Below are 23,621 nucleotides of genomic sequence, written 5' to 3'. Positions count from 1 at the left end.
GTAACGCAGTTTGTCTTCTTTGGCAAGCGCCTTCGGCTTGGTACCCAGGCCCTGATCGAAACGCTCGACTACATGTACGCGCTGAGTTTCGCTTAGCGAACTAAGTAGCCCCAATAAAAACTGCTCCTCATTAGTTGGTAGCTGATTTCTCAGTCCAACTACTGGGGAGCAGTTCGAACAGCGCGGGGACAGTTCGTTAGTGAGCCTTACCAGGCGTTCATAACATTGAGAACGCGCGGCTTGGAAGCATTGAGCTGGTAGTCCCATTGGTACCAGTTATGCAAACCTTCGGCCGGGTAGCTCACCGTTGGGTTCAGACCCTGCAGTCGAGCGGCACCTTCCCAAGCGCGGGTGGTCAGCTGAGAACCAACCTCTAGTGCGACACCCGGTGCTTGGAACTTCGGCGGGAGAGTCTCCTTATCCAATTGGCCTGGTATACCGGATGCAGCTGAAATATAAACATCGGTACCACCATCACGCAGCTGCGGAATCAGCATGAGCGGGTCATTCTGGAAACGCTTTGGGTTAAACAGCGAACCGTACATGGCGTTGACATTGAATCCGCCGACGTCCAGCATGGCCAAGCGAAGAACAGTCTGAGCACCTGGAACCGTCATAGTCAGGTAACCAGAGAAGGACAGTACCTGCTTGAACTGGTCAGTGTGCTTAGCGGCCAAAGTCATGGCGGAACCGGCACCCATGGAGAGGCCAGCGATCGCATTGTTATTGCGGGCGACACCAAAGTTCTGCTCGAGGTAGCCGGGAAGCTCCTTGGTAAGGAAGGTCTCCCACTTGTAGTTGACCGGATCATTCGGATCGTACTTGCCAGGCGCCTGCCAGTCAGCATAGAAAGAAGACTCGCCACCTGCCGGCATCACGAGGGTGAGGTTGCTGTCCGAGTAGGTCTTCGCAGCGTTTACCTCGCTATGCGGGCTAACCCAGCCGCTAGTTGCGTAGGTAGCGCGCATGCCATCCAATAGGTAGAAACCAGCGTTGCCGCCATTCTTCGCGGGCTGAATTTGTACCGGGATATTACGCTGCATGGACTCGGACCAGACATCACAGCGCTGAACCCAAAATGCAACTGGGTCCCATTCACAGGTGCCGGTATTATCCGGACGCAGCCAATCGCGGTTTCCCGCGTGTGCCTGCTGCGTGCCACCGGCCACTACGGCGAGGCCAAGCGCCACGGCCACTGCCATGATGACCGATAGGACGCGTCCCCTCAAAGAGGCAGTCATCTTTCTCCTCCACAAAGTACTCAATAATCGTTCTTTGGCTTTATCGCTGGGAACCTGTGAATCGTTAACACCCCTCAGCAAAAGCCACACCAAAAGGCAGTGTAGTGCACTCACAGGCTTTTTGCCTCATTATCAACCATTAATGCAGGTAATCCCCCGGATTGGAGGAGAAGGTTAGGGTCCTGCCCTCTGTCAGGGAAAATTTAATATTTTCCAAGAATCGGCTCCAAGTTAGCGGTTCTCTGTAGGAGGCAAAGAGTTTCTGAAAATCGGCATCGTTAAGCGCAGTGCGTGCTTGCCGCACAGAATCTTTATCCTGGCCCAGCAATAGGGAGTCAATATCCACTGCAGAATCGGCAATCTGCCACGCCGCGCTAAGGCTTTTATCATGGCCAATGCGCCCGCCTTCGATGCGGGGCTGGCGCGCTGCTAGGGGATTACTGAGACCAATTTCATCGAGCACGCGTACCTCAAGCGGTGCATTCATAGAGGTAAGACCGAGGCTAAGAAAATACACTGTGGGAGGATCGGAGCGATCCGGATCCGCAGGCACCGTCGTCCACGATGGCTGGCCCCCTTCCTTGATATAGCGGAAGGTCATGGCATCACCGGCCACCAAGTCCTGCACCGCTTTTTCGTAGTCATTCATCAAGTCCATACCCAGGAAATCCTCGGCACGGCGAGGTGGTTCCTGCCGGTTGGTGATAGCGGTCCAATAGTCCCGCTCATCCACAATAGTAAGCTGCCCAGCGTATGCAGCGCGGTCTACTGGGTGGCCATGCACGACAATCGCGAGGGCCCACACCGCACAGAATACGGCCGCCCACCAGGTTCGTAGATTAACTACGAAAATGGGCAGTAGCGCGGCAAAAAGCGGAAGCAGCAACATGCGCCCATGCATAAAATCGCCACCCACGCGCACAACATACAAAGCGTGCAGCAGCGCGGCGCCCAGGAAGATATAGACCACAGTCTGCATCGAGCGCAGCGCAGGCGGGCGAAAATCGGTTTTCCATAGCGCCGCTACCGCCAGCACGATGAGCGGGAGGTACAGCGCGTAGGGCCCCATAAAGTCGCCCAGGTACACAAACCCTTTGCCCCACTCGGAACCAGCCGCGGATTTCGCAACGGCGGTATGCGGCGTAAGCAGGCCGTAGTAGCCCATGCGAAAGATTTCATACGCCAGCGGCAGGGGCAAGGCGGCGGCGATAACCTTCCACGAACGCGTGCTTACTATGAGCAGAACGCCTACCAGGCCGCCATACAGGGCGAGCTCAGGGCGAATGAGCCATGAGAGCCCCGCCCAGAATGCCAGCCCATACACAATAGGTTTGGGTGGCAACTCCTGCCGCGGTCGTGCCCATGCGATCAGCATCCACCACAAGACGGCCAAGTAAAAAAGGCACAGGCTCCATTCCAAGCCGGAGGTAAAAAGTCCCGCGCTGGTGGCAGGGCCAGATACACTAAGGCCCCTGCCGGAAGGACGATTCCCTTGTGCATGCTTGCCGATGCCCACGTGCCCACCACCATGGCCGCGACCGCCAGGATAAGCCCGAGGTAGATGGCAATCGTTTCGAGTTCAGCACCGCTTACCCACCGCGCCATTAAGATGAGGTATTGCCACAGCGTGGAGGTATTGGCCTCGACGCGCTCACCCATATTGAATACAGGCCCGTTGCCGGCCTCGAGGTTGCGGACGGTGCGCAGGACGATGAGGCCGTCATCGGAGATCCAGCGGCGGGCAAAGCCACCCCACAAAGAAAAAACACCGATAACAAGAACCGAGGCGGATGCGCTCCACAGCGCAATTTTCTTGTTACCGGTGTTAACCACGTGGGGTGAGTATATCAGTTCCCCAAAGATCTTCTAGTTGAACGCAACTATGCCACCGCTGCTTAGACCAATGGCATGATGTAGACGGCCATTGCGATGCAGGCCAGCCAGGCGATGGCGAGGATCTGTAAGGTGCGGTCCCCCAACGCGATTTCTTCCGGTGCCCCGCCCTGGCCGCGGTCCACATCGGCGGCATAGCGCAGGATGGCGATGGTAAACGGCACCATGGAAATCTGGTACCAAACGCCACCAGAGGTTGCGGCATTAGCCAGCTCAAAGCCCCACAGGGAATAGAAGACCACCACGGCGGTGGCCGCTAGCGTCCAGACAAAGCGCAGGTAGGTCGGCGTATAGCCCTGCAAGGATTTACGGATCTTCGCGCCGGTCTTTTCCACCAGCAGGATTTCGGCATAGCGCTTACCGGAGGCCATAAAGAGCGAGCCAAAGGCAGCGACCAGCAAGAACCACTGCGAAAGCTCAATATCGGCGGCCACGCCGCCGGCCATGGTGCGCAGCATGAATCCGGAAGACACCAGCGCAATATCGATGACCGGAATATGCTTCCAACCAAAGCAGTAGCCCAGCTGCAGGGCAATATAAACCGCCATGACGATGGCTAGCTCTAGTCCCGCGGTGGCCAAGAAGGACAGCCCGATGGACAGGGCAACGAGCACCACGGCCATGACATAGGCCACCTTGATGGGCAGCACGCCCGAGGCGATTGGGCGGAAGCGCTTGGTCGGGTGCTCTTGGTCCTCGCGCCAATCCTTGGCGTCATTGATCAGATAGATGGAAGAAGCGCCGAGGCAGAAGACGATGAAGGCCAAGAGGACATCGACAAGCACGCGCCCGTGAAAGAGCGAGTCCGCACCGGCCGCGGCGGGCGCGGCCAGTACGAGGATGTTTTTTACCCACTGCTTCGGGCGCAGGGCCTTGACCATGCCATCGGCCAAATTTTTCGGTGGCTTGCGCTTACGGCCGGTATCGACGCCGGACGTATGCGGCTCCGAATGGAGAAAGTGCTGGTTGCCGTCCTCACTCATGCGTCTTTCCCTTCGTCATTGCCCGCGCGGTGGCAGCGCCAATGGCTGCGCCCGCGACGGTATCGGTTGGATAGTGCACCCCGAGCACCATACGCGATGCCATCATTACCGGCACTCCCACAAGCGGCGCCTTGGAACCCGTCAAGCGGGATAGGCCCACCAAGAAGGCGGTGGTGGAGGTGGCATGCGAGGACGGGAAGGATAGGCGCGAGGGGGTCTTGACCCCAACGCGCACGTAGGAATAATCGGGCCGCTTGCGCCGCACGATTCGCTTGAGAACCACGCTTGCCGCATGCGCGGTAAACGCCGCGGCACCAATCCGAATCCACTCCTCACGGCGCTGCTTGTCCAAGCCGGCCCCTAGGGCCGCGCTGCCCATCCAGCCTAGGGCGTGCTCGCCCAAGTGGCTTAAACCGCGGGCGGCGGGCAGCACTCCCGGCACGTCAAAGGCGGCGTTCTGGATGGACTCTAGGACGCGGGATTCTGCGATAGAAAGTTTATTGGGCATCAAAAACCTTCTTCCAGGAGGACCGCGCGGTCAATTCCGGCAACGCGGAGCGGTATTGCGCGCGCAAGTCATCGAAGTTTTCTTCAATTTCCTTCAGCAGGCTGCGGGTTTCGACGATGAGCTCCTTGGCCAGATCCCGGTCACGCTTGCGGAAGGCCACGCCCGTGCCACCCGCCGTGGATACGGTGGCAGAATCAAGACGGGAGAGGGTGAACCAACGCGCTTCTTCTGGGGTGAGGTTCAACTGCGGTGCCGCGTGGTGCGCTGGGTCCTCCTTGCTTAGCAGGTGCTTAAGACCCTTTGCCGCCCATGGCAGCTTCTTGACCTTGGCCAAGCGCCCGCCCACATTGCGGGTGGGAACGCCCGGCGCGCCGGTCGGCGCCGGCAACTGATCTGCAGATTCGATGATGACCGCATCCGAGTAGTTCTTGCGGATCTCCGCAATGCGCGGCAGCGAGGTATCCAAGATATCGAAGAGGTGATCCGGCCCCGCCAGGAAGTCCTTCATGGCCTCGATTTGGATGGCCATGGTGGAGTATTCCATGCACATGGTGTGCTTGAGCGTGGACTTAAAGATGGACTTGGTAATGCCGGATACCGCGCCATCGTGGTACAGCGAAGCCACAATCAAGCGGTTGCGCAGGTGGAAATAGGCCTGCCAGTCAATGGCATCGTCCTTATCCGCCCAGGCCATGTGCCAGATGGCCGCGCCCGGCCAGGTCACCGTGGGGAAGCCATTGCGGGCTGCGCGCAGGGAGTACTCGGTATCGTCCCACTTGATAAACAGCGGCAGTGGTTGACCGTTAGTCTCTGCAACCACGCGCGGGAACAGGCACATCCACCAGCCGTTATATTCCACGTCTACGCGGCGGTGCAGCGCGCGGGAATCGTACTTCTTTGGATCCACATGGGTTTCTGGCGTGCCGATGGCGCGCAGTGGGTACTTGGCAAAGTCGTGGTCGTACACGGCGTGCGGCGCGGCGCCCCACATGAAATCGGAGCGGTTGACCTGCTCACCGGTGGTGCGCAGCTGAGAGCGCTCCTGCAGGTTGAGCATCTGCCCGCCGACGATGATCGGCTTTTCCGCATAGCGTGCTGCCTGCACCGCGCGCAGCACGGAGTCCGGTTCGATGGCGATGTCATCGTCCATGTACAAGATGAAGGGCGAATCCGTATTCTCCAGCGCCTCATACATGATGCGGGAATAGCCACCGGAACCGCCGAGGTTGCCCTGGCGGAATTCGCGGAAGCGCTCGCCAAAGTGGGCTACCGCCTCGTCGTAGCCGGGCTCATCGGCCGGGTGCTGGTTGCCTTGGTCCGGCATGAGGACAAAGTCAATGATCTCATCCACCACGGGATCTTCTGCCAGCGCCTGCAGTGCGGCAACGGCATCCGTGGGGCGGTTGAAGGTGGGAATGCCGACGGCGACGCGCTTTTCGGAGGGCGCAATCTCGGTGCCATCGGGAAGCGTCTGCGCCGCCGGGGCCTGCGGGGAGCACCACGCCGCATCCGACACCGTGGTTTCCTTTTCCGCGGTGATATCAAACCACAGCCAGCCGCCGTCCTCGAAGTTTTTGAGCGGCAGCTCAAATTCGTGGTGGCCCGTGCCCACGAGGTGGTTGGCCACGGAGATACGCTGACCATCCTGCTTGGAACGGTACAAAGAAACGTTGGCCTGGCCCTCGATCTCCAGGCTTAGGACCACCGAGCGCAATTGGGACCAGCGGCGCCAGTAAGAGGCCGGGAAGGCGTTGAAGTAGGTTTCAAAGGAGGCTTCTTCGCCGGCCGGGATGGTCACGGCGGTGCGGTTTGTCCAGCTCAAGCGCTCGCGGTTTTGCTCCGCCTCGATGAGGTAGAGCATGCGTACGTCAAAGGGTTCGCCGCGCTTGGGCAGCAAGATTCGCTGCAGGGGCTCATAGGCCGAGGTGTTGTTGGCAGTCACGATTGCTTCGATTCTCCAAACGATTTAAACAGTAGTCAGCGACCTAGCGTAGTTGCTTTCGCGCGACTGCTCGGGTTTACACGCGGACAATATAAGAAGGGCCGAGGAATTACTCCTCGGCCCAGGGTTAATGGGGCACCTTATGCATTCACGCGCTCGGTTACCGGGTCGATACCCAGCTTGTTCAGCATGTAGTAGACGCGGGCCTCTAGGTCATCGGCAAGCTCGCGGGCCTGCTCAACGGTCTCAGCCGGGGCGATGTCCCAGATCTTGATGTCCTTGCCGGCCTCATCGCGCTCGACCTCGCGGCCCAAGTAAACGATGTAGTCCGGCATGGCCACGGTCCGCACCTCTTCGAGGTACTTCTTAGGCGCTTGGCCCATGCCGCGCTCGCTCATGACGTGGGCCAGGTGGCCATTGCCGTCATTTTCCGGGTGAGCTACGGCGGTATCGACGTAAAGCGCCTCCCCCGCGTGCTTTTTGGTGAGGTCCGCGGCGGCCTTTGCTAGGGCATGGTTATCGCCCGCGGCGAAGCGAACGTGGATGCGGTGGGCACCGAAGAACTCGCGTACCTCGCGCTCTACCAGCACGGGGATGAATTCCACGAGCTCGGCGTTGGCGGTGTGCTTGGCGATGACCTCGTCCAACTTCGCATCGATTTCAGCACGGGTATATCCGTGACCGTACTTGGTGTGCAGGTCGTGACGGAGGGTTTCAAACTGGTTCATTGTTATCCCCTTTCCTGGATTCTTTCCCCGTTTGCTTGTTGTTAACTTAAAGTTAACCTTACAACACAGTGTGACATCCGTCAATTAGTTGGTCATAACCCAATAGTTAGCTCTCCCGTGGAGCAAGTTACGCGTGGGGCGCACTGGGCTATAGACTCTGCCTTTGATGATCCTGCTCATTGATAATTACGACTCGTATACCTTTAACCTCGCGCACCTCATCGCCGAGGTCTCCGGAACCGAGCCGCTCGTCGTTCCCGCGGGCGAGGCCACCGGCATCCCAGAGCGCTTGCGCGCCGGCGAGTTCAGCCACGTGGTTATCTCCCCTGGCCCCGGAACCCCGGAGGAAGACAACGACTTTGGCATGTCCCGCCGAGTTATCGATGCGGCCGCCGCAGCGCGGATTCCCCTGCTCGGCGTCTGCCTTGGCCACCAAGGCTTGGCGATGCTCGCCGGCGCCCGCATAAGCCGCGCACCCGAACCGCGCCACGGTTTTGTCTCCACCATTAGCCACTCCGGCGAGGGAATTTTTTCCACCATTCCGCAGGACTTTCAGGTGGTGCGCTATCACTCGCTGCATATTGAGCCGGCCCCCGGCATCACCGTGCACGCCCGCAGCGAGGACGGCACCGTCCAGGCCCTCAAGGTCGATGGCCTGCCGCATTGGGGCGTGCAATTCCACCCCGAATCGGTGCTCACCCAGCACGGCGCGACTCTGCTGCGCAATTTCCTCGGCGGTTTTCGCCTGCTCCACCGCGATGTCCCCGGCGCGATTGACTGCCCACGAGTCTTCGCGGCGCTGCAGGCAGACGGCAATGACGCCTTCTTCCTGGACTCCGCCGATGCGCGCGGGCGCTATAGCATTCTTGGCGATGCCACCGGTCCGCTTAGCCAATCCTTTCGCTACCGGCTTGGCGAAGCCCCCGATATCCTCACCGCCCTCGAGCGCGAGCTATCCACGCAGGTCTTTGACGCGCCGGATTTGCCGTTTACCGGCGGGGTGGTAGGTTTCCTCGGCTACGAATGCGCGCAGCTTACCCTGCCCATCCAGCTGCGCCACCGCTCGCCGTATCCCGATGCCTACTTCATCCGGCCGCAGTCCTTCCTTATCTACGACCACCACCGGCAAATGGCGCACCTATGCTGCCTGGATGGCGACGGCGCGCAGGGCCTTCTCGACCGGTTGGAGGCAGCCTTGGAGGGCGGGCAGGTGGGAAACGAGGGGGCATCGGCAAGCGCGGGCGCCTGGCGCGCCACCGACTACCTTGACCGAATCCAGCGCGCCCAAGAGCTCTTGCACGCTGGGGAAAGCTACGAGGTATGCCTGACCGATACCTATACCGCGCAGGCCACCGGCGATATTTATGCTGCGCTGCGCCGGCACAACCCGGCACCGTACGCGGCGCATCTGGTCTTCGACGGCGTGGAAATCTGCAGCGCCTCGCCCGAGCGTTTCCTTAGCGTGCGCGATAACCGCGTCGAGGCCAAGCCCATCAAGGGCACCATTCCAGCCCACCAGGACCCCGCGCTGCTTCGCGATGACCCCAAAACCCGCGCCGAGAACCTCATGATCGTGGACCTTTTGCGCAACGATTTATCCCGCGTGTGCGAGCCCGGCACCGTGCGCGTTCCGGGGTTGATGAACGTGGAAAGCTATGCCACCGTGCACCAGCTCGTCTCCACGATCACCGGCCAATTGCGCCCCGGCGCCACCGCGCTCGACGCCATCCGCGCCGCCTTCCCGCCCGGTTCTATGACCGGCGCGCCGAAGCTGCGCACCTGCGAGATTATCGATGCCCTCGAGGCAGGACCCCGCGGCGTCTATTCCGGCATCGTGGGCTACCTCGGGTATTCCGGCGAGGCTGATTTCAGCGTGGTCATCCGCACCGCGGTGCGCGCGGGTTCCGAGGTCACCGTCGGCGCCGGCGGGGCCATCGTCCTCGATTCCGATCCCGCAGCCGAGCTGGCCGAAAGAAACCTCAAGGCCCAATCGGTCCTCGGGGCGTGGTCATGAGCTCCTATATCTGGCGCGACGGCGCCTTCATCCCCTGCACCCCACCGGCTATCCCCTGCGCCGTGGCCGATTCTTGGCGGCATTCGCAAGGCCGCACGCACGGTCTCCACCTGCACTTGGAGCGCTTCGAATCCGCCGCCGGGACCTTGCCCGCAGGCTTCGTTCCCGCCATGCTGGAGCTGCTTTCAGGCGGCGAGCTCTTTCCCCGCATTGCCCTCATAGCCGACGAGCTATACCTCGATATCCGGCCCGCACCGGCTCCGCGCGCCCACACGCGCCTTACCTACGTTAAGGCCCGCGATCCCCGCGTGCAGCCTCTCATTAAAGGCCCGGACTTGCCCGCCCTGGCCGCCTACCGCAGCCGGTATCAGGAAAGCGGCACCGATGACACCGCGATTGTCGATGCCCACGGCGCCATCGCAGAAACCACCACCGGCGCGCTCATCGCCTGGGACGGCGACACGCTCCTGCTTCCCACCGACGTGCGCCTGCCCAGCGTGACCCTGCGCCAGGTCCTGCACCGCTGCAAAGAATTGGGGATTTCCACCGCGCAGCGCCCGTTGACCCCAGCACTCGCTGCGGAATGTCCCCTGTGGTTTATCAACTCGCTGCACGGCATTAGCCCCGTCAGCTCCATACACACACCACACGACACCATCACTCCACCGCCGCACCCGGAGGCCGCAATCTGGCAAAACTGGTGGTGGCAGGGTTTTAACCCCGAAACCATGGGTGAACACTACACATAACACTCAACACAACACTCAACATGTGCAGTGTTGTGTTGAGTGTTGAGTGTTGTGTTGGTGTTGTGTTGAGTGTTGGGTGTTCACGCCGCGCTTTCCTTTAGCTCCGGCAGATCGCGGCCTTTTAGCTTTGGCCTCGCAACGCACGTTTCAATTCGCGGCCAATAATGGTGCGCGCGATCAATGCATCCGAAATAATCCCGCCCATCTGGACGAACGGATGGACCTGGCCCTTAAATTCGATAGAGCTTACTACATTCCCCGCATTGAGCATTCGTTCAACGTAGTCACTTACCTCAGAGACCAACGGATCAAGTTCACCGGTGATTACTGTCGCTGGGGGTAGCCCCGCCAGATCGCCATTCCTGCCGGGTGACATGCGAATATCCGTGCGGTCTGCAGTGCCCGCATAAGAATCATAAAAGTAATTAAGGCGCCACCGGGTGAGGTAGTAGCCGTCGCTAAACTCCGAATGGGATCGCGTGTCAAAGGTGGATAAATCCATGACGGGATAAATCAGCACCTGATGCGCCAGCTGATCGCGCAGTTCTTGTGCGATTACCGCTGCGATATTGCCGCCTGCGCTGTCTCCGCCCACGGCAACACGCATTGGATCGATACCGATCCCCAATTCTCCTTGCAGGACCCCGTCTACTACCGCACGGCAATCATCCAACGGTGCTGGGAAGGGGTGCTCCGGTGCACGGTGATAGTGCACGCTGATACACATAATTCCCGATTCTGCGGCAATATCACGCACCGTTGTATCCGTCGTCTCTAAATCCCCAAGTACCCAGCCGCCTCCGTGGAAGAAGATGAAGGCAGGTTCGGCTGGCTGGGCATCGGAAAGCTCCAGCCCCTCCGGGATATAAACCCGCACCGTGACACCGCGCACCGAGGTCTCATGCACGGAAGCCATCCGGGATTTCTTGCCCCACGCCGCTGCTGTCTTCAGCTGGGCAGCACGGTTTTCTTCTGGGGTACGCGTATCTAGCTGTGGGGCATCCTTGTTTAAGTCGAGGAACTTTTGGGCTTCGGGCTGAATGAACACCATGAAAATACTTTCCAGTGCTGCACCTATTGGGCAATGCGAGCACTCATGATCGCGGGCTTAAGTAGCGGAAAGGCCCGCCGGGTGTTCCGGCAGGCCTTCTTTGCTTGCTGCTTTTTCTTATCGGGAATGCGCGTTGCGCGGCTGCGCAGTTTCAAATGCTCCTGGAGCCGATCCGGGGACATCTTCCACATGCTGCGGTCCGCATGCCCGGGCTTGGTGTATTTCTTGCGTTGAGCCATGCCGTCACCTCCTAACCTGTGAGGTGACTAAGCATAGCGTGCCCAGGGCGGATTAGCAGCTCTTAGTGCCCGCGCTCTTGCTCGATGGCCTTGCCCTCGTTCCAGAAGGGGACGAGCTTGTTATCGAATAGGGACAGCGCGGCGCCGATGGCCATGTGCATATCCAAGTACTGGTAAGTACCCAGGCGGCCACCGAATAACACCTTGTTCTCCTTGGCTTCTTGGGCGGCTAGTTTGCGGTATGCCACCAGCTTGGAGCGATCCTCCGGAGTGTTGATGGGGTAATACGGCTCATCGCCCTTATCGGCAAAGCGCGAGTACTCCTTCATGATGACCGTCTTATCGGAGGGGTAGCGGTCCTTACGCTCCGGGTGGAAGTGGCGGAACTCGTGGATGCGGGTGAAGTCCACGTCGGCATCGTTGTAGTTCATCACCGGGGTGCCCTGGAAGTCACCGGTGTCGAGGACCTCGAGGTCGAAGTCCAAGGTGCGCCAGCCGAGCTCGCCTTCGGCAAAGTCAAAGTATCGGTCCAGCGGGCCGGTGTAGATAACGGGGGCATCTGGGGACTCGGCGCGCAGGTCCTCGCGGACATCGAACCAATCGGTATCCAGGCGGACCTCGATGTTTTCATGATCCGCCATATTTTCTAGCCATGCCGCATAACCATCGACGGGCAGGCCTTCATAGGTGTCGTTGAAGTAGCGGTTATTGAAGGTGTAGCGCACCGGCAGGCGGGTGATATTGCTGGCCGGCAGTTCCTTGGGGTCGGTCTGCCACTGCTTGGCGGTGTAGTCGCGGATGAATGCCTCATAGAGCGGGCGGCCGATAAGCGCGATGGCCTTTTCCTCCAAGTTCTTGGCCTCATCCGCAGAGAATTCGCCGGCTTGGTCCTTGATCAATTCGCGGGCCTCATCGGGCGAGTAGTAACGGCCGAAGAATTGGTTGATTAGCCCCAGCCCCATGGGGAATTGGTAGGCGGTGCCATCGTGCATGGCAAAGACGCGGTGCTGGTAGTCGGTGAAATCGGTGAACTGGTTGCAGTACTCCCACACGCGCTTATTAGAGGTGTGGAAGAGGTGCGCGCCGTATTTGTGTACTTCAATTCCGGTGGTGGGTTCCGCCTCGGAGTAGGCATTGCCGCCCAGGTGCTCGCGGCGCTCAACAATGAGCACCTTCTTTCCCAGCTGGCTAGCGGCCCTTTCCGCAACGGTCAGGCCAAAGAATCCGGAACCAACAACGATGAGGTCATAAGAAGTCATGGCTTCCACTTTATTGCACTCCAGAGGGGAACACGGGTCATCGGCGTGTCGCAACAAGATTCACAGTTGTCACACTCGTAGCATCACTATCAACTGTTAACTTTTGGCTACCGTTTTTACAGCTACATCGGCACTTACTCAACCCAGGGAGAATAGAGTGAAGCAACGACGTCGACTAGTCCCCACGAGGTCAACGTGGACCACACCCGTCATCGCGACGGTTTCCTCCATTGCCCTCGTCATGGCGGCCGCATTCGGCGGCCAGCAGGTCCTTAAAACCCAGGACTCCGGTTCTGGCGGACCCATCGAGGTGAAAAACGCCTCAGAAAGCTTTAGTAACGCCGACTCCGTCGTCGTTGATGATCCCGCCGTAGCAGCGCAAGGCGATGGCGAGGGCCCACGTGCCGTCAAGCACTTCCACCGCGACGAGGCGTTCAACATGTTCGCCGTGACCTGGGAGGGCAAGCGCGACGTGCACTCCTTCGTCCGCTCCAAGCAGGAGGACGGCTCCTGGAGCGAGTGGTTCGATATGGATGCCATGAACTACGGTGATGGCAAGAACGGTACCGAGCTTATTTACGTGGGCGATACCAACGATGTGCAGGTATCCATGGCCAATGTAGACCTAGTAACCGGTTCCAACCTGGATGACGATGCTGAGTTGCCCGATAAAGCAGCCGGCGCTGCGGATGCCAACCGCGCCGCCTCACAGCCTTCTAACGTCGGCGATATCGCCCCTGTAGCTGATAAAAACAACACCGACCGCACCACCGTGTCGGACCTGGATGCCGTCTTTATGGACGGCAATGCCCAAGAAGGCCAAGCCATCGAACCTACTGCTGCCACCGATGGCATGCCCAAGGTAGTGTCCCGCTCTGGGTGGGGCGCCGATGAATCCAAGCGCTGCCAACAGCCCACCTACGATGACGGCATCAAGGCGATGACGCTGCACCACACCGCGGGCTCCAATAACTACACCCCGGCACAGGCTGCCGCACAGGTTCGCGCTGCCTACGAGTACCACGCCCAGAATCTGGGCTGGTGCGATATTGGATACAACGTGCTCGTGGATAAGTTCGGTACCATCTACGAGGGCCGCTACGGCGGGCTGGACAAGGCCGTCCAGGGCGCACACGTTGGTGGCTTCAACTCCCATAACTGGGGTATTTCCATGATTGGCAACTACGAAATTGAGGAGCCATCACAGAAGATGCTGAACTCGGTGGCAGAAATTGCCGGGTGGAAGGCAGCAATTTCCGGCATCGATCCCACGGGCACCGCTACCCTGACCTCTGGCGGCTTTGGCGGCTCCCGCTTTCCAGCCGGTGCGCAGGCAACCGTGCCTGCCTTCAGCGGTCACAATGATTTCCACTACACCCAGTGCCCGGGTCGCTACACCGTGCAGCACTGGGACGAGATCCGCAAGAACACCAAAAAGAAGTACGACGCTGTTAAGGCTGGCGGTAACTCCGCAGCAATGAACTGGGATAAGAAGTCGCCATCGAGTGGCGGCGATCATTCCACCTCGGGAGATACCACCTCTTCCATCGCTGGTGTCGATGTCCCAGTATCGACCATCCAGGCCTTGGCTGGCATCGCCGCCACCGTGTTCGGCGTCTTGGTTGCCAATGACCGCGTAGCGCAGCCGGATGCCGATAAGAAGGTTGCGGGTGAGCTTACCGTCGGCGAGATTCCGAAGATCGTCAACAAGGTTGTGCAGCTTTCTAATAACGAAGGCCTCAAGGAATCCTGGACCTCCGTCCTGAACGCCTTTGGCCCAGTCTTGGGTCTCGCCGTTGGCGGACCGGACACCACCGATTCCGGCAAGATTATGTACCAGCTCTTCAAAAACGGTGTGGTCCTCTCCTCTGAGGACTCTGGTGCAAAGGCCTTGACCGGAGAGATTGCCAAGAAGTGGGCGGAAGGCGATAACGCTTCCAAGCTAGGGCTGCCCACCACAAACGAGATGAAAGACGGCAAGGAGATCCGCGTCCAGTTCCAGGGCGGCGAGATTGTCTACAACATGGATACCGAAAAGGTAGACATTTACACCGACTAGCCTCCCCGTGGAGCGGGAGTTAGAACCAGCGCTCCAAAACCTTCGCCACGCCCGCCTGGTGGTTGGCCACGGTGACCGCATCAGCGGCCGCCTTCACCGCCGGGAGGGCGTTTTCCATTGCCACCCCGCAACCGGCCCAGGTGAGCATCTCAATATCGTTGGGCATATCCCCAAAAGCAATGGTCTCTTCCTGCGCTATCCCATGCTGCTTAGCCAACCACTCCACGCCGCGGCGCTTGGTGACATTGGGGGCCGCGACCTCTAATACACCCTCCTGCATGGAATAGGTAATATGCGCCAGCTCCGGATCAATATGTGGAGCAATCAAGTCGTAGAGTTCCGGCGCAGAATAATCCGTATTGCGGATAAGCAGCTTGACCACTGGCTGCGCCACCAGTTCGCCCACGCTCACCACGCCAAAGCCCTCAAAGAGGGCATTTTCGGAGTAGTGAGGGTCGACCACGAAGAGCTGATCGGGGGCATCGGCAAGCGAACCGCCCGCCCGCTCTGCGCCAAAGCCAACCGCGCCGAGGACGCGCTGCGCTACCGTCACCACCTCTTCTAGCGCGTCTGGATAAAGCTCCCGCGCGGATAGCACGCGGTCTTCCGCGGAATCATAGAGCACCGCCCCATTTGAGGTCACGCATACCGGGCGCACCGTGAGCTGCTCCAGCACCGGCTCTATCCAGCGAAAGGGCCTGCCGGTGGACAAAGCAAAATAAGCACCCTGCTGCACCGCCCGCGCCACTGCGTCGCGGTTGCGACGCGGGACGCGATGATTGCGGTCCAGCAGGGTGCCGTCAATATCACTCGCGATGAGCCGAGGGGCCCGGGTAGGGAAAGTATCCATACCCGCGAGTTTACTTCAGGACTTAGAAGTCCAACTCATCCTCATCGGAGTCTTCCCAGTTCAAGGAACGCTTGATAGCGCGCTTCCATTCACCGTAGAGGTAATCTACCTCTTCTTGCTCCATCTTGGGCTTGAATACGGTGAGGTCACCGCGCTGGGTATCCAGGATGCTGAGGTCTTCCCAGAAGCCATTGTCCAAACCGGCAGCAACAGCGGCGCCGGTTGCGGTGGTCTCAATGTTCTTCGGGCGGTGTACCTCAACGCCCAAGATGTCAGCCTGGAATTGCATGAGCAGCTCGTTGGTGGTCATGCCACCATCCACGCGCAGCTCGGTGATTTCCACACCGGAGTCCGCCACCATGGCATCTGCCACATCGCGGGTCTGGTAAGCGGTTGCCTCGAGGACGGCGCGGGCCAGGTGTCCACGGTTGGCAAAGCGGGTCAGGCCCACGATGACGCCGCGGGCATCGGGACGCCAGTGCGGGGCGAAGAGGCCGGAGAACGCCGGAACAATGTAAACGCCACCATTGTCCTTGGTCTCCCGAGCCAGGTTCTCAATGGCAGAGGAATTAGGAATGAGCTGCAGGTTATCGCGCAGCCACTGCACCAAGGAGCCACCCATGGATACGGAGCCTTCCAGTGCGTATACGGGGCGCTCGCCCTCGCGCTGGAAGCAGACGGTGGTCAGCAGACCGTTATCGGAGAACTTCGGGGTGGTACCGGTGTTCAGCAGCAGGAAGAGGCCAGTGCCGTAGGTGTTCTTCGCGGAACCAGCACGGAAGCAGCCTTGACCGAACATAGCGGACTGTTGGTCCCCCAGGATGGCGCGAATAGGTACGCCGGCGAGGGAACCGCGCTCCCGAACGGTACGGAAATCACCCAGGGACGGGCGAATCTCCGGCAGCATGGACATCGGGATGCCCATTTCCTTGCACAGTTCTTCGTCCCACTCCAGCTTTTCGATGTCCATGAGGAGCGTACGCGAAGCGTTCGTCACGTCCGTTGCGTGCAGCGCTTCCATATCGCCGTCTCCCTCGGCACCGCCGGTCAGGTTCCACAGCAGCCAGGAGTCAATGGTGCCGAAGAGCAATTCGCCCTTTTCAGCGCGCTCGCGGACGCCATCGACATTGTCGAGGATCCACTTAACCTTCGGGCCGGCGGGGTAGGAATTGATCAGCAGGCCGGTGCGGCGGCGCCACTTATCCGGGCCCTCTTCACCAGCCAGTTCCTTACAGATAGCGGAGGTGCGGGTGTCCTGCCAGACGATGGCGTTGTAAACGGGCTCGCCAGTGTCCTTATCCCACACAACGGTGGTTTCGCGCTGGTTGGTGATACCGACGGAGTCGATATCTTCTACTGTTATATCGCCATTGGCCAAAGCCTCCCCCACAGCACGGCGGGTGTTGCTCCAGATCTCCTGCGGGTCGTGTTCTACCCAACCCTTTTCTGGGAAGATCTGCTCGTGCTCGAGCTGGCCCACGGATACCTGATCGCCATCGTGGTCGAAGATGATGCAGCGGGTTGAGGTGGTTCCCTGGTCAATAGCTGCGACGTATTTCTTATCACTCATGTGTCTAATTTCTCCTGTTTAGGGTTGGATTAAAGCGCAATGGACAGTAGACCAACGGCGACGGCTGAAAGCAGCGGGCCAACAATCGGCACCCAAGCATAGCCCCAATTAGCGCTGCCCTTGTCCTTAATGGGCAGGACGAAGGCGTACATCAAGCGTGGACCCAAGTCACGGACCGGGTTGATGGCGTATCCCGTAGGCGTACCCAGGGACAGACCGACGGCGACAACAACGAACGCCACACCGAAGTAGCTCAGTGGTCCCAGCTCGCCGCCGGCAGGGCCGAAGGCGATGAACATCAACAATACGGAGGTGGCAATGAACTCGGTTACCGTATTCCAGCCATTGTGTGGGTGAGCGGGGGCAGTGAAGAAGATCCCCGCTGTTTCAGAATTGGCACCGGTGACATTGCCCTCTTCGTCGTAGTTATTCGCATCGAAGAGCTGCTTGAATGCGGCCCATGCCAGGAAAGCACCGAGCATAGCACCCAGGATTTGGCCCAGTACGTAGAACGGAACCAAGTTCCATTCGAGCGAACCATTGAGCGCGAGCATAAGCGTTACCGCAGGGTTCAAGTGACCGCCGGTTGGGTCAGCGACGCTGGCGCCGACGAAGACGCCCATGCCCCAACCCAAGGCGATGACAATCCAGTCGGAGCCACGGGCACCCGAAGTGCGGAGGTTTACCAGCGCACACACGCCGTTACCAAGAAGCATCAGCAACGTGGTGCCGATAAACTCCCACAAAAATGCGTCAGATCCAGCCATTAGCGCCTCCCCTTATCCTTGAGTCTCGGTCGGACGAGCGGAGCCAGCGCGGACCAGAATGTCGTTAGCTTCGCGGTCGGTTACTGCTGCCTCGGCAGCCAGCTCGGCCTCGGTGTGCTTGGTGAAGGTATCCACCTCGAGCTGCTTGTCTTCTTCGCTCCAATCCAGCAGCGGAGCAACGAAGTCCGCAACAGCAGGAGCTGCGTTGACGCCACGGTCACCGAACTCGATGGCAACGCGGAGGCGACGGGTCAAGATATCGTCCAAGTGCAGCGCGCCCTCATGGGTGACGGCGTAGCGCACTTCAGCCCAGAGGTAGGACTCTGCGCCAGGAACGGGCTCGAGCAAGGACTCATCATCCTGCGCAGGAGCCAGAACCTCGCCCAAAAGCGATCCGTAGCGGCCAAGCAGGTGCTCGATGAAGTCCTCGCTCAGGTTGTAGCGGCGGGCCAAGGTAGGAATCTGGTTGGCCAGTGCGTGGTAGCCGGCAGCACCCAGGATCGGGGTGTGCTCGGTAATGGACTCCGGCACCTTGCCGCCGAGTTCTTCCACGGCCAGGTCAACTGCATCCTTACCGATGACGCGGTAGGTGGTGTACTTACCGCCGGCAACGGACACCATGCCTGGGGCTACGCGAGCCACGGCGTGGTTGCGGGACAGGTTGGTGGTGGAGTCAGACTTACCGGACAGCAGCGGGCGCAGACCGGAGTAGACACCGACGATGTCATCGCGGGTAATCTGGCGGCGCACGCGCTGGTTGACCTGATCCAGGATGTAGTCAATATCCGCCTTGGTGGGGGCGGGATCCGGAAGGGACAGTCCCTTTTCCCAATCGGTATCGGTGGTACCGATGATCCAGTAATCGCCCCATGGAATGACGAAGAGGACGGACTTTTCGGTCACGAAGCACAGTGCTGCTTCTGCATCCAGGGCATCCTTAGGCACAACGATGTGCACACCCTTGGAAGCGTGAACGGTGAACTTGCCTTCCACGCCGGCCAGCTCCTGGATCTTGTCGTTCCAGACACCGGTGGCGTTGATGAAGACCTTACCGCGTACGGTGGCCTCGCGGCCGGTGGCGGTATCGCGGACCTTGGCGCCAACTACGCGGCCGCCGCGATCCTTGTCAAAGCCGATGACCTCGGTATTGGTGCGCACATCGGCGCCGTACTCAGCGGCGCTGCGCAGCACGGTCATGGTGTGGCGGGCATCGTCCACCAAGGTGTCATAGTAACGCACGCCGCCGACGATGGCGTCTTCCTTCAGGCCCGGGGTGACCTTGAGGGCGCCCTTGCGGGTGAGGTGCTTTTGCATCGGCACGCTCTTTGCACCACCCATGAGGTCATACAGGGTAAAGCCGCCGAACATCATGACGCGCTCCCATACGTGGTGGGTGAGCGGGAAGATGAACTTCAGCGGCTTGACTAGGTGGGGAGCCAACGTGGACATGTTGAGCTCGCGCTCCTTCAGGGACTCTGCCACGAGGCGGAAGTCAAACATTGCAAGGTAGCGCAGGCCACCATGGAACATCTTGGAAGAGCGGGAAGAGGTACCTGCGGCGAAGTCGCGGGACTCCAGCACTGCAGTCTTCAAACCGCGGGTTGCTGCATCTAGTGCCGCGCCGGCACCTACGGAGCCACCACCGATGATGACGACGTCATAGTCTTCATCCGCGTAGCCATTCCACACATTTTCAAAATATTCGGGGTTAAAGGATTGGTTGCTTTGCTGGGTCATTAGAGACCGCATCTCCTTCCTTGGTGCTCATGTGTGCTTGCTCCGACAAACAATGAATGAGATGGCGTAAGCACAGCTAAAAGCAGGTTTTGGATGATTCATGATGGCGACTATTGCACTCTGAAAAATAGAGCCAATATCTCCTATCTCCTATGCTAGAGGTCACCGGTTAAACATTCACTAGAGGTTTCTCACACGTAACTTCCGGCCCCGTAAGCAGTCAATTTCCACCCTTTGCTTAGACACCCAAAAGGAAAACCACCCCCTCGCGGGGGTGGTAACGCCAACGTTTGCGCCCGGCTAATCTTTTTGTAGCCGGGCCATCGCTTCCAAAACCTCGGACATACCTGCGCGCTCGGCAGAATACGTGACAGCCTGCGCGTCCTTGACCACCTCGATGGGCGCGGTCTCTAGGGCAACGACCGGGATGTGATTCAAAAAGTCTTCATCCCCCGGCTCATTACCAAAGACCAATGCCTCGCTCGGCTTGGCTTCCAAATCATCCAGGATACAGTCCACACCGGCGGCCGCCGTGGCGGAGGTGACCTTCATCGCTTCCTTGTCCACGAGCGGCTTTTCGGCCTGCTCATCAAGCTGGATACGCCACACCGCCTGCGGGACATCGATATCCGCATCGCACGAAACCACGATGAGCACTTCAGCTGCGGGATAGATGTTTTCTAGCGCCGCTTTCAACCGCGGGGTCAGGGCGTCGTCTTCCCAGTTCATCGTGCTTTGGTGCGCCACCACTACGCGCGGAATATCAGAAAACTGGGCCTTGAGCCGGTGCGGCAGGCGGGAAACGATCAGGCGCGATTGGGTCGCCGCGGCGAGCAGTCCCTGCTCTACCACGGATCCTTCCCAGATCTCTTTGCTGCTTGCGGCAATAGAGGCCTGGGCTTGCGCCACATCGGACTTCAATTGCGCCATGACATCGGCGACCTTATCCCGGCCTTCATCCAAGCCTCGGGTCGCCTCTTCCACCACGGCATTGAGGTTGGTCTTGACCCACTCCAAGGTATCGGCCGCGATGTGCTTCTTTTCTTGCACCTCATCGCCTTCGTGCGCTTCCTGGCCTTCCTTACCTTTGGCAGAGGCCATGTGGTTGCGCACGAGTTCAACGGTGGAAACGGAAACGCGCTCTTTGAGCCCTACCAGGTCATCTCGCAAACGACGCACCCGGTGCCGCTCCGTTTCCACCTCCGCGTCGCGCGCTTCGGCTTCTTCCAGCGTCGGGGCGGAACCGCCCTTGCGCGCGGGAACCCAATATTCGCCGGCGGGCATCGGGCCGAACTCCGCCTCATAATCCTCCCAAAGCCCTTCTAAGCCCTCCTGCATGCGGCGGCGGATTTCTGCGGTATCGGCTTCTGGATCCCCGGTGGGGTAATACGGCTCGAGCGCGGTAATAAAGACCGGAGTCTTGGTGTGTCCCAAGTTCTTCTTGTGGCCCTTCGTCCACAGGCGCTGCGAACCGAACATCACCTGCGGGACAACCGGCACGCCGGCTTCAAAAGCGATGCGGGATGCGCCGGTTTTCATGCTGCGGATTTCAAAGCTGCGGGAAATCGTGCCTTCAGAAAAGACGCCGACGAGCTCGCCGGCTTCGGCAAGCTCCACCGCCTTGCGCAAGGACTCTTTGCCATCGATGCGATCTACCGGCACGTGCCCCATGGCGCGCAGCAGGGCACCCACGCCCGGGGCACTAAAGATGCTGGCCTTGGCCAGAAAGCGCACCAAACGCTTTTTGCGATAGGCAATGAACGCACCGAAGAGAAAATCCATATACCCGGTGTGATTGCACACGAGGACGGCACCGCCGTCATCAGGAATATTTTCTTCCCCCGACAGGCGCATCTGTAGGCCTTGGGCCAAGGTGAGGCCGCGCCCAATGTGGGTGATTTGGCGGTACAAGAAATTCGTCGCAGCGTTCATGGTGCTCCTTTAGCTTTGCTTCGCAGGCTACTGCGGCGTGAGAACATCCTTGCCCACAAATGGGCGCAAGGCCTCTGGAACAACGACGGAGCCATCGGCTTGTTGGTGGTTTTCCAAAATCGCCACGATCCAACGGGTGGTGGCCAGGGTGCCGTTCAAGGTGGCGGCTACCTGTGTTTTCCCGTTCTCATCACGGTAGCGGGTGGATAGACGGCGGGCCTGGAAGGTGGTGCAATTGGAAGTAGAGGTCAGCTCGCGGTAGGTGCCCTGGGTTGGCACCCACGCCTCGTTATCGAATTTACGGGCAGCCGAAGAGCCCAAATCACCGCCGGCGATATCGATGGTGCGGTACGGCAATTCCATCGCAGCCAGCATTTCCTTTTCCATGTTGAGGAGCTTTTGGTGCATGTCCTCGGCGTCTTCCGGCTTGCAATAGACAAACATTTCTAGCTTGTCGAATTGGTGCACGCGCAGGATGCCGCGCGTGTCCTTGCCGTGGGAACCGGCCTCCCGGCGGAAGCAGGAGGACCAGCCGGCGTACTGCAGAGGGCCATTGGACAAATCGATGATCTCATCCTTGTGGTAGCCAGCCAGGGCTACCTCGGAGGTGCCCACGAGGTAGCGATCATCGGCCGGAAGGTAGTAGATCTCATCGGAGTGCTGGCCCAAAAAGCCCGTGCCGGCCATGATCTCTGGGCGCACGAGGACCGGCGGGATCATCAACTGGAAGCCGGCTTCCCGTGCCTTTTGCGCCGCCAGCATCAGCATTCCCAGCTGCAGGAAGGCGCCATCGCCGGTGAGGTAGTAGAAGCGGGCACCGCCGACCTTCGCACCGCGCTTGACGTCAATGAGCCCCAGGGACTCGCCAAGCTCAAGGTGGTCCTTAGGCTCGAAATCGAAGTGCGGGATCTCGCCTACTTCTTCAACGAGAACAAAGTCATCTTCGCCGCCGGCGGGCGCGCCTTCGACGACGTTATCGATCTTGTACTGCAGCTCTTCCACCGTGGCCTCAGCAGCGGATCGAGCCTCTTCTGCCTCTTTTACCTTGGCTTTCAGCTCATCTGCGCCTTCCAGCAACGCCGAGCGCTCTTCCGGGGAGGCCTGACTAATCTTCTTGCCCAGGGATTTCTGCTGGGAACGCACCTCGTCTGCCTTCTGGATGGCAGAGCGACGCTTCTCATCGGCGGCAAGGAGCTGATCCACGAGCGAGGGGTCTTCCCCACGGGTGACCTGAGAGGCGCGGACAACGTCTGGGTTTTCACGGAGTAGCTTGAGATCAATCACGGGACTGATTCTAGCGCACTGCCATTGCCTTGCCGTGGTAATAACCAGCGAATTATTATGGAATCATGTCCTCCCTAGAATTGCCGGCCCGCGAAATCAGCGATGGCCCCGCCCCCAAGCACGCCCAGTTGCACGATATTCTGGAGGAATTATGTAATACCACCCTCAAACCCGGTGATATCCTCCCCGGTGAGAGACTCCTGGAGGAGACCTACGGTGTCTCCCGCATTACGGTGCGCCGGGCCATTGGGGATCTCGTTGCCGCCGGAAAATTGCGCCGCGTGCGCGGTAAGGGAACCTTCGTTGCCCCCAACCCCTTGGTATCGCGCCTGCATCTGGCTTCTTTTTCTGATGAAATGAGCGCCCAGAACGTGGTGGCTTCCTCCAAGATCCTCAACAGCGGCCGCGCCAGCGCACCGGAGGCGGCCACCAACTTCTTTGGCACCCCTGCCACAGAGGAACAGATTCATTTGCGCCGGCTGCGCTTGGGCGATGGCGAGCCTTATTCCATCGATGACGGCTGGTACAACTCCACCTTTGCGCCGAGCCTGCTGGAAAATGACACCTATAACTCGGTGTACTCGATTTTGGATAAGACGTTTGGTGTCCCCATCACGGACGCGGACCAGACCGTATCCGCCATTGCCGCCAATGAGGAGATTGCGCCGCTTCTCGATGTCCCCGTGGGTTCCCCATTGCTGCACATCGTGCGCTGCTCGCGTTCGGGGGATAAGCCCGTGGAATGGTGTTCCTCGGTCTACCGCACCGATAGGTACCACCTGAATACCCGCGTTTCCCGGGATACCTCAATCTAG

At 59.6% G+C, this 23,621-nt stretch carries 20 protein-coding genes; 4 read left to right on the top strand and 16 right to left on the bottom strand.

Annotation, left to right across the window (positions count from 1 at the left end; translation table 11 throughout):
- Positions 1-206 precede the first annotated feature (206 nt).
- The 7 genes from ABRP93_RS06020 to ABRP93_RS05995 all read right to left on the bottom strand — a co-directional run bounded on the left by ABRP93_RS06020 (position 207) and on the right by ABRP93_RS05995 (position 7,295).
- On the bottom strand, positions 207-1,241 hold the full coding sequence (locus ABRP93_RS06020) for an alpha/beta hydrolase (protein WP_349887279.1): 1,035 nt from the start codon (positions 1,239-1,241) through the stop codon (positions 207-209).
- 139 nt (positions 1,242-1,380) lie between these two features.
- The gene (locus ABRP93_RS06015; RefSeq protein ID WP_502879650.1) at positions 1,381-2,583 is read right to left on the bottom strand and encodes an arabinofuranosyltransferase AftB family protein; all 1,203 of its coding nucleotides are present in this window, start codon (positions 2,581-2,583) and stop codon (positions 1,381-1,383) included.
- A gap of 26 nt (positions 2,584-2,609) precedes the next feature.
- Complete coding sequence (locus ABRP93_RS11705) at positions 2,610-3,074, bottom strand: hypothetical protein (RefSeq protein ID WP_502879649.1); 465 nt, start codon at positions 3,072-3,074, stop codon at positions 2,610-2,612.
- Positions 3,075-3,136: 62 nt separating this feature from the next.
- Positions 3,137-4,117, bottom strand: coding sequence for a decaprenyl-phosphate phosphoribosyltransferase (locus ABRP93_RS06010; RefSeq protein ID WP_349887278.1), 981 nt, complete (start codon positions 4,115-4,117; stop codon positions 3,137-3,139).
- A complete protein-coding gene (locus ABRP93_RS06005) occupies positions 4,110-4,625 on the bottom strand; it encodes a phosphatase PAP2 family protein (protein ID WP_284772111.1) in 516 nt (171 codons plus the stop codon). The genes ABRP93_RS06010 and ABRP93_RS06005 overlap by 8 nt, the downstream gene beginning before the upstream one ends.
- The gene (locus ABRP93_RS06000; protein ID WP_349887277.1) at positions 4,615-6,567 is read right to left on the bottom strand and encodes a glycosyltransferase; all 1,953 of its coding nucleotides are present in this window, start codon (positions 6,565-6,567) and stop codon (positions 4,615-4,617) included. Before ABRP93_RS06000 ends, ABRP93_RS06005 begins: the two co-directional genes overlap by 11 nt.
- 140 nt (positions 6,568-6,707) lie before the next feature.
- A complete protein-coding gene (locus ABRP93_RS05995) occupies positions 6,708-7,295 on the bottom strand; it encodes a three-helix bundle dimerization domain-containing protein (RefSeq protein ID WP_349887276.1) in 588 nt (195 codons plus the stop codon).
- Between the two features lie 166 nt (positions 7,296-7,461).
- On the opposite strand from ABRP93_RS05995, the gene ABRP93_RS05990 reads away from it, so the two are divergent.
- Both ABRP93_RS05990 and ABRP93_RS05985 read left to right on the top strand, forming a co-directional pair.
- A complete protein-coding gene (locus ABRP93_RS05990; RefSeq protein ID WP_349887275.1) occupies positions 7,462-9,309 on the top strand; it encodes a chorismate-binding protein in 1,848 nt (615 codons plus the stop codon).
- Positions 9,306-10,058 carry an aminotransferase class IV gene (locus ABRP93_RS05985; RefSeq protein WP_349887274.1) on the top strand — a complete coding sequence of 251 codons (753 nt, stop codon included), beginning with the start codon at positions 9,306-9,308 and terminating at the stop codon, positions 10,056-10,058. The genes ABRP93_RS05990 and ABRP93_RS05985 overlap by 4 nt, the downstream gene beginning before the upstream one ends.
- A gap of 121 nt (positions 10,059-10,179) precedes the next feature.
- Here the strand turns inward: ABRP93_RS05985 and ABRP93_RS05980 are convergent, their stop codons facing one another.
- The 3 genes from ABRP93_RS05980 to glf all read right to left on the bottom strand — a co-directional run bounded on the left by ABRP93_RS05980 (position 10,180) and on the right by glf (position 12,607).
- On the bottom strand, positions 10,180-11,109 hold the full coding sequence (locus ABRP93_RS05980) for an alpha/beta hydrolase (protein WP_349887273.1): 930 nt from the start codon (positions 11,107-11,109) through the stop codon (positions 10,180-10,182).
- 23 nt (positions 11,110-11,132) lie between these two features.
- Entirely contained in the window at positions 11,133-11,348 is a 216-nt protein-coding gene (locus ABRP93_RS05975) for a hypothetical protein (RefSeq protein WP_349887271.1), read from the bottom strand.
- Positions 11,349-11,410: 62 nt separating this feature from the next.
- Positions 11,411-12,607, bottom strand: coding sequence for a UDP-galactopyranose mutase (gene glf / locus ABRP93_RS05970; RefSeq protein WP_349887270.1), 1,197 nt, complete (start codon positions 12,605-12,607; stop codon positions 11,411-11,413).
- A 157-nt stretch (positions 12,608-12,764) separates the two neighbouring features.
- On the opposite strand from glf, the gene ABRP93_RS05965 reads away from it, so the two are divergent.
- The gene (locus ABRP93_RS05965) at positions 12,765-14,666 is read left to right on the top strand and encodes an N-acetylmuramoyl-L-alanine amidase (protein WP_023024327.1); all 1,902 of its coding nucleotides are present in this window, start codon (positions 12,765-12,767) and stop codon (positions 14,664-14,666) included.
- A 19-nt stretch (positions 14,667-14,685) separates the two neighbouring features.
- On the opposite strand, the gene ABRP93_RS05960 is transcribed toward ABRP93_RS05965, so the two are convergent.
- From ABRP93_RS05960 to serS, 6 genes are all read right to left on the bottom strand, one after another.
- The gene (locus ABRP93_RS05960) at positions 14,686-15,516 is read right to left on the bottom strand and encodes a Cof-type HAD-IIB family hydrolase (RefSeq protein WP_023024330.1); all 831 of its coding nucleotides are present in this window, start codon (positions 15,514-15,516) and stop codon (positions 14,686-14,688) included.
- 22 nt (positions 15,517-15,538) lie between these two features.
- Positions 15,539-17,086 (bottom strand): glycerol kinase GlpK, encoded by a 1,548-nt coding sequence (gene glpK / locus ABRP93_RS05955; protein WP_023024332.1) that lies wholly within the window; start codon positions 17,084-17,086, stop codon positions 15,539-15,541.
- Positions 17,087-17,115: 29 nt separating this feature from the next.
- Entirely contained in the window at positions 17,116-17,853 is a 738-nt protein-coding gene (locus ABRP93_RS05950) for an MIP/aquaporin family protein (RefSeq protein ID WP_349853555.1), read from the bottom strand.
- A 12-nt stretch (positions 17,854-17,865) separates the two neighbouring features.
- A complete protein-coding gene (locus ABRP93_RS05945; RefSeq protein WP_349853557.1) occupies positions 17,866-19,590 on the bottom strand; it encodes a glycerol-3-phosphate dehydrogenase/oxidase in 1,725 nt (574 codons plus the stop codon).
- Positions 19,591-19,890: 300 nt separating this feature from the next.
- Positions 19,891-21,522 (bottom strand): lysophospholipid acyltransferase family protein, encoded by a 1,632-nt coding sequence (locus tag ABRP93_RS05940; RefSeq protein ID WP_349887268.1) that lies wholly within the window; start codon positions 21,520-21,522, stop codon positions 19,891-19,893.
- A gap of 27 nt (positions 21,523-21,549) precedes the next feature.
- On the bottom strand, positions 21,550-22,806 hold the full coding sequence (gene serS, locus ABRP93_RS05935) for a serine--tRNA ligase (RefSeq protein WP_349887267.1): 1,257 nt from the start codon (positions 22,804-22,806) through the stop codon (positions 21,550-21,552).
- Between the two features lie 65 nt (positions 22,807-22,871).
- Between serS and ABRP93_RS05930 the strand changes: the two genes are divergently transcribed.
- Entirely contained in the window at positions 22,872-23,621 is a 750-nt protein-coding gene (locus ABRP93_RS05930) for a GntR family transcriptional regulator (RefSeq protein WP_349887266.1), read from the top strand.

The sequence above is a fragment of the Corynebacterium sp. KPL2850 genome, assembly GCF_040225855.1.
Classification (GTDB): Bacteria; Actinomycetota; Actinomycetes; order Mycobacteriales; family Mycobacteriaceae; genus Corynebacterium.
This window is presented reverse-complemented; position numbering and strand designations above follow the sequence as displayed.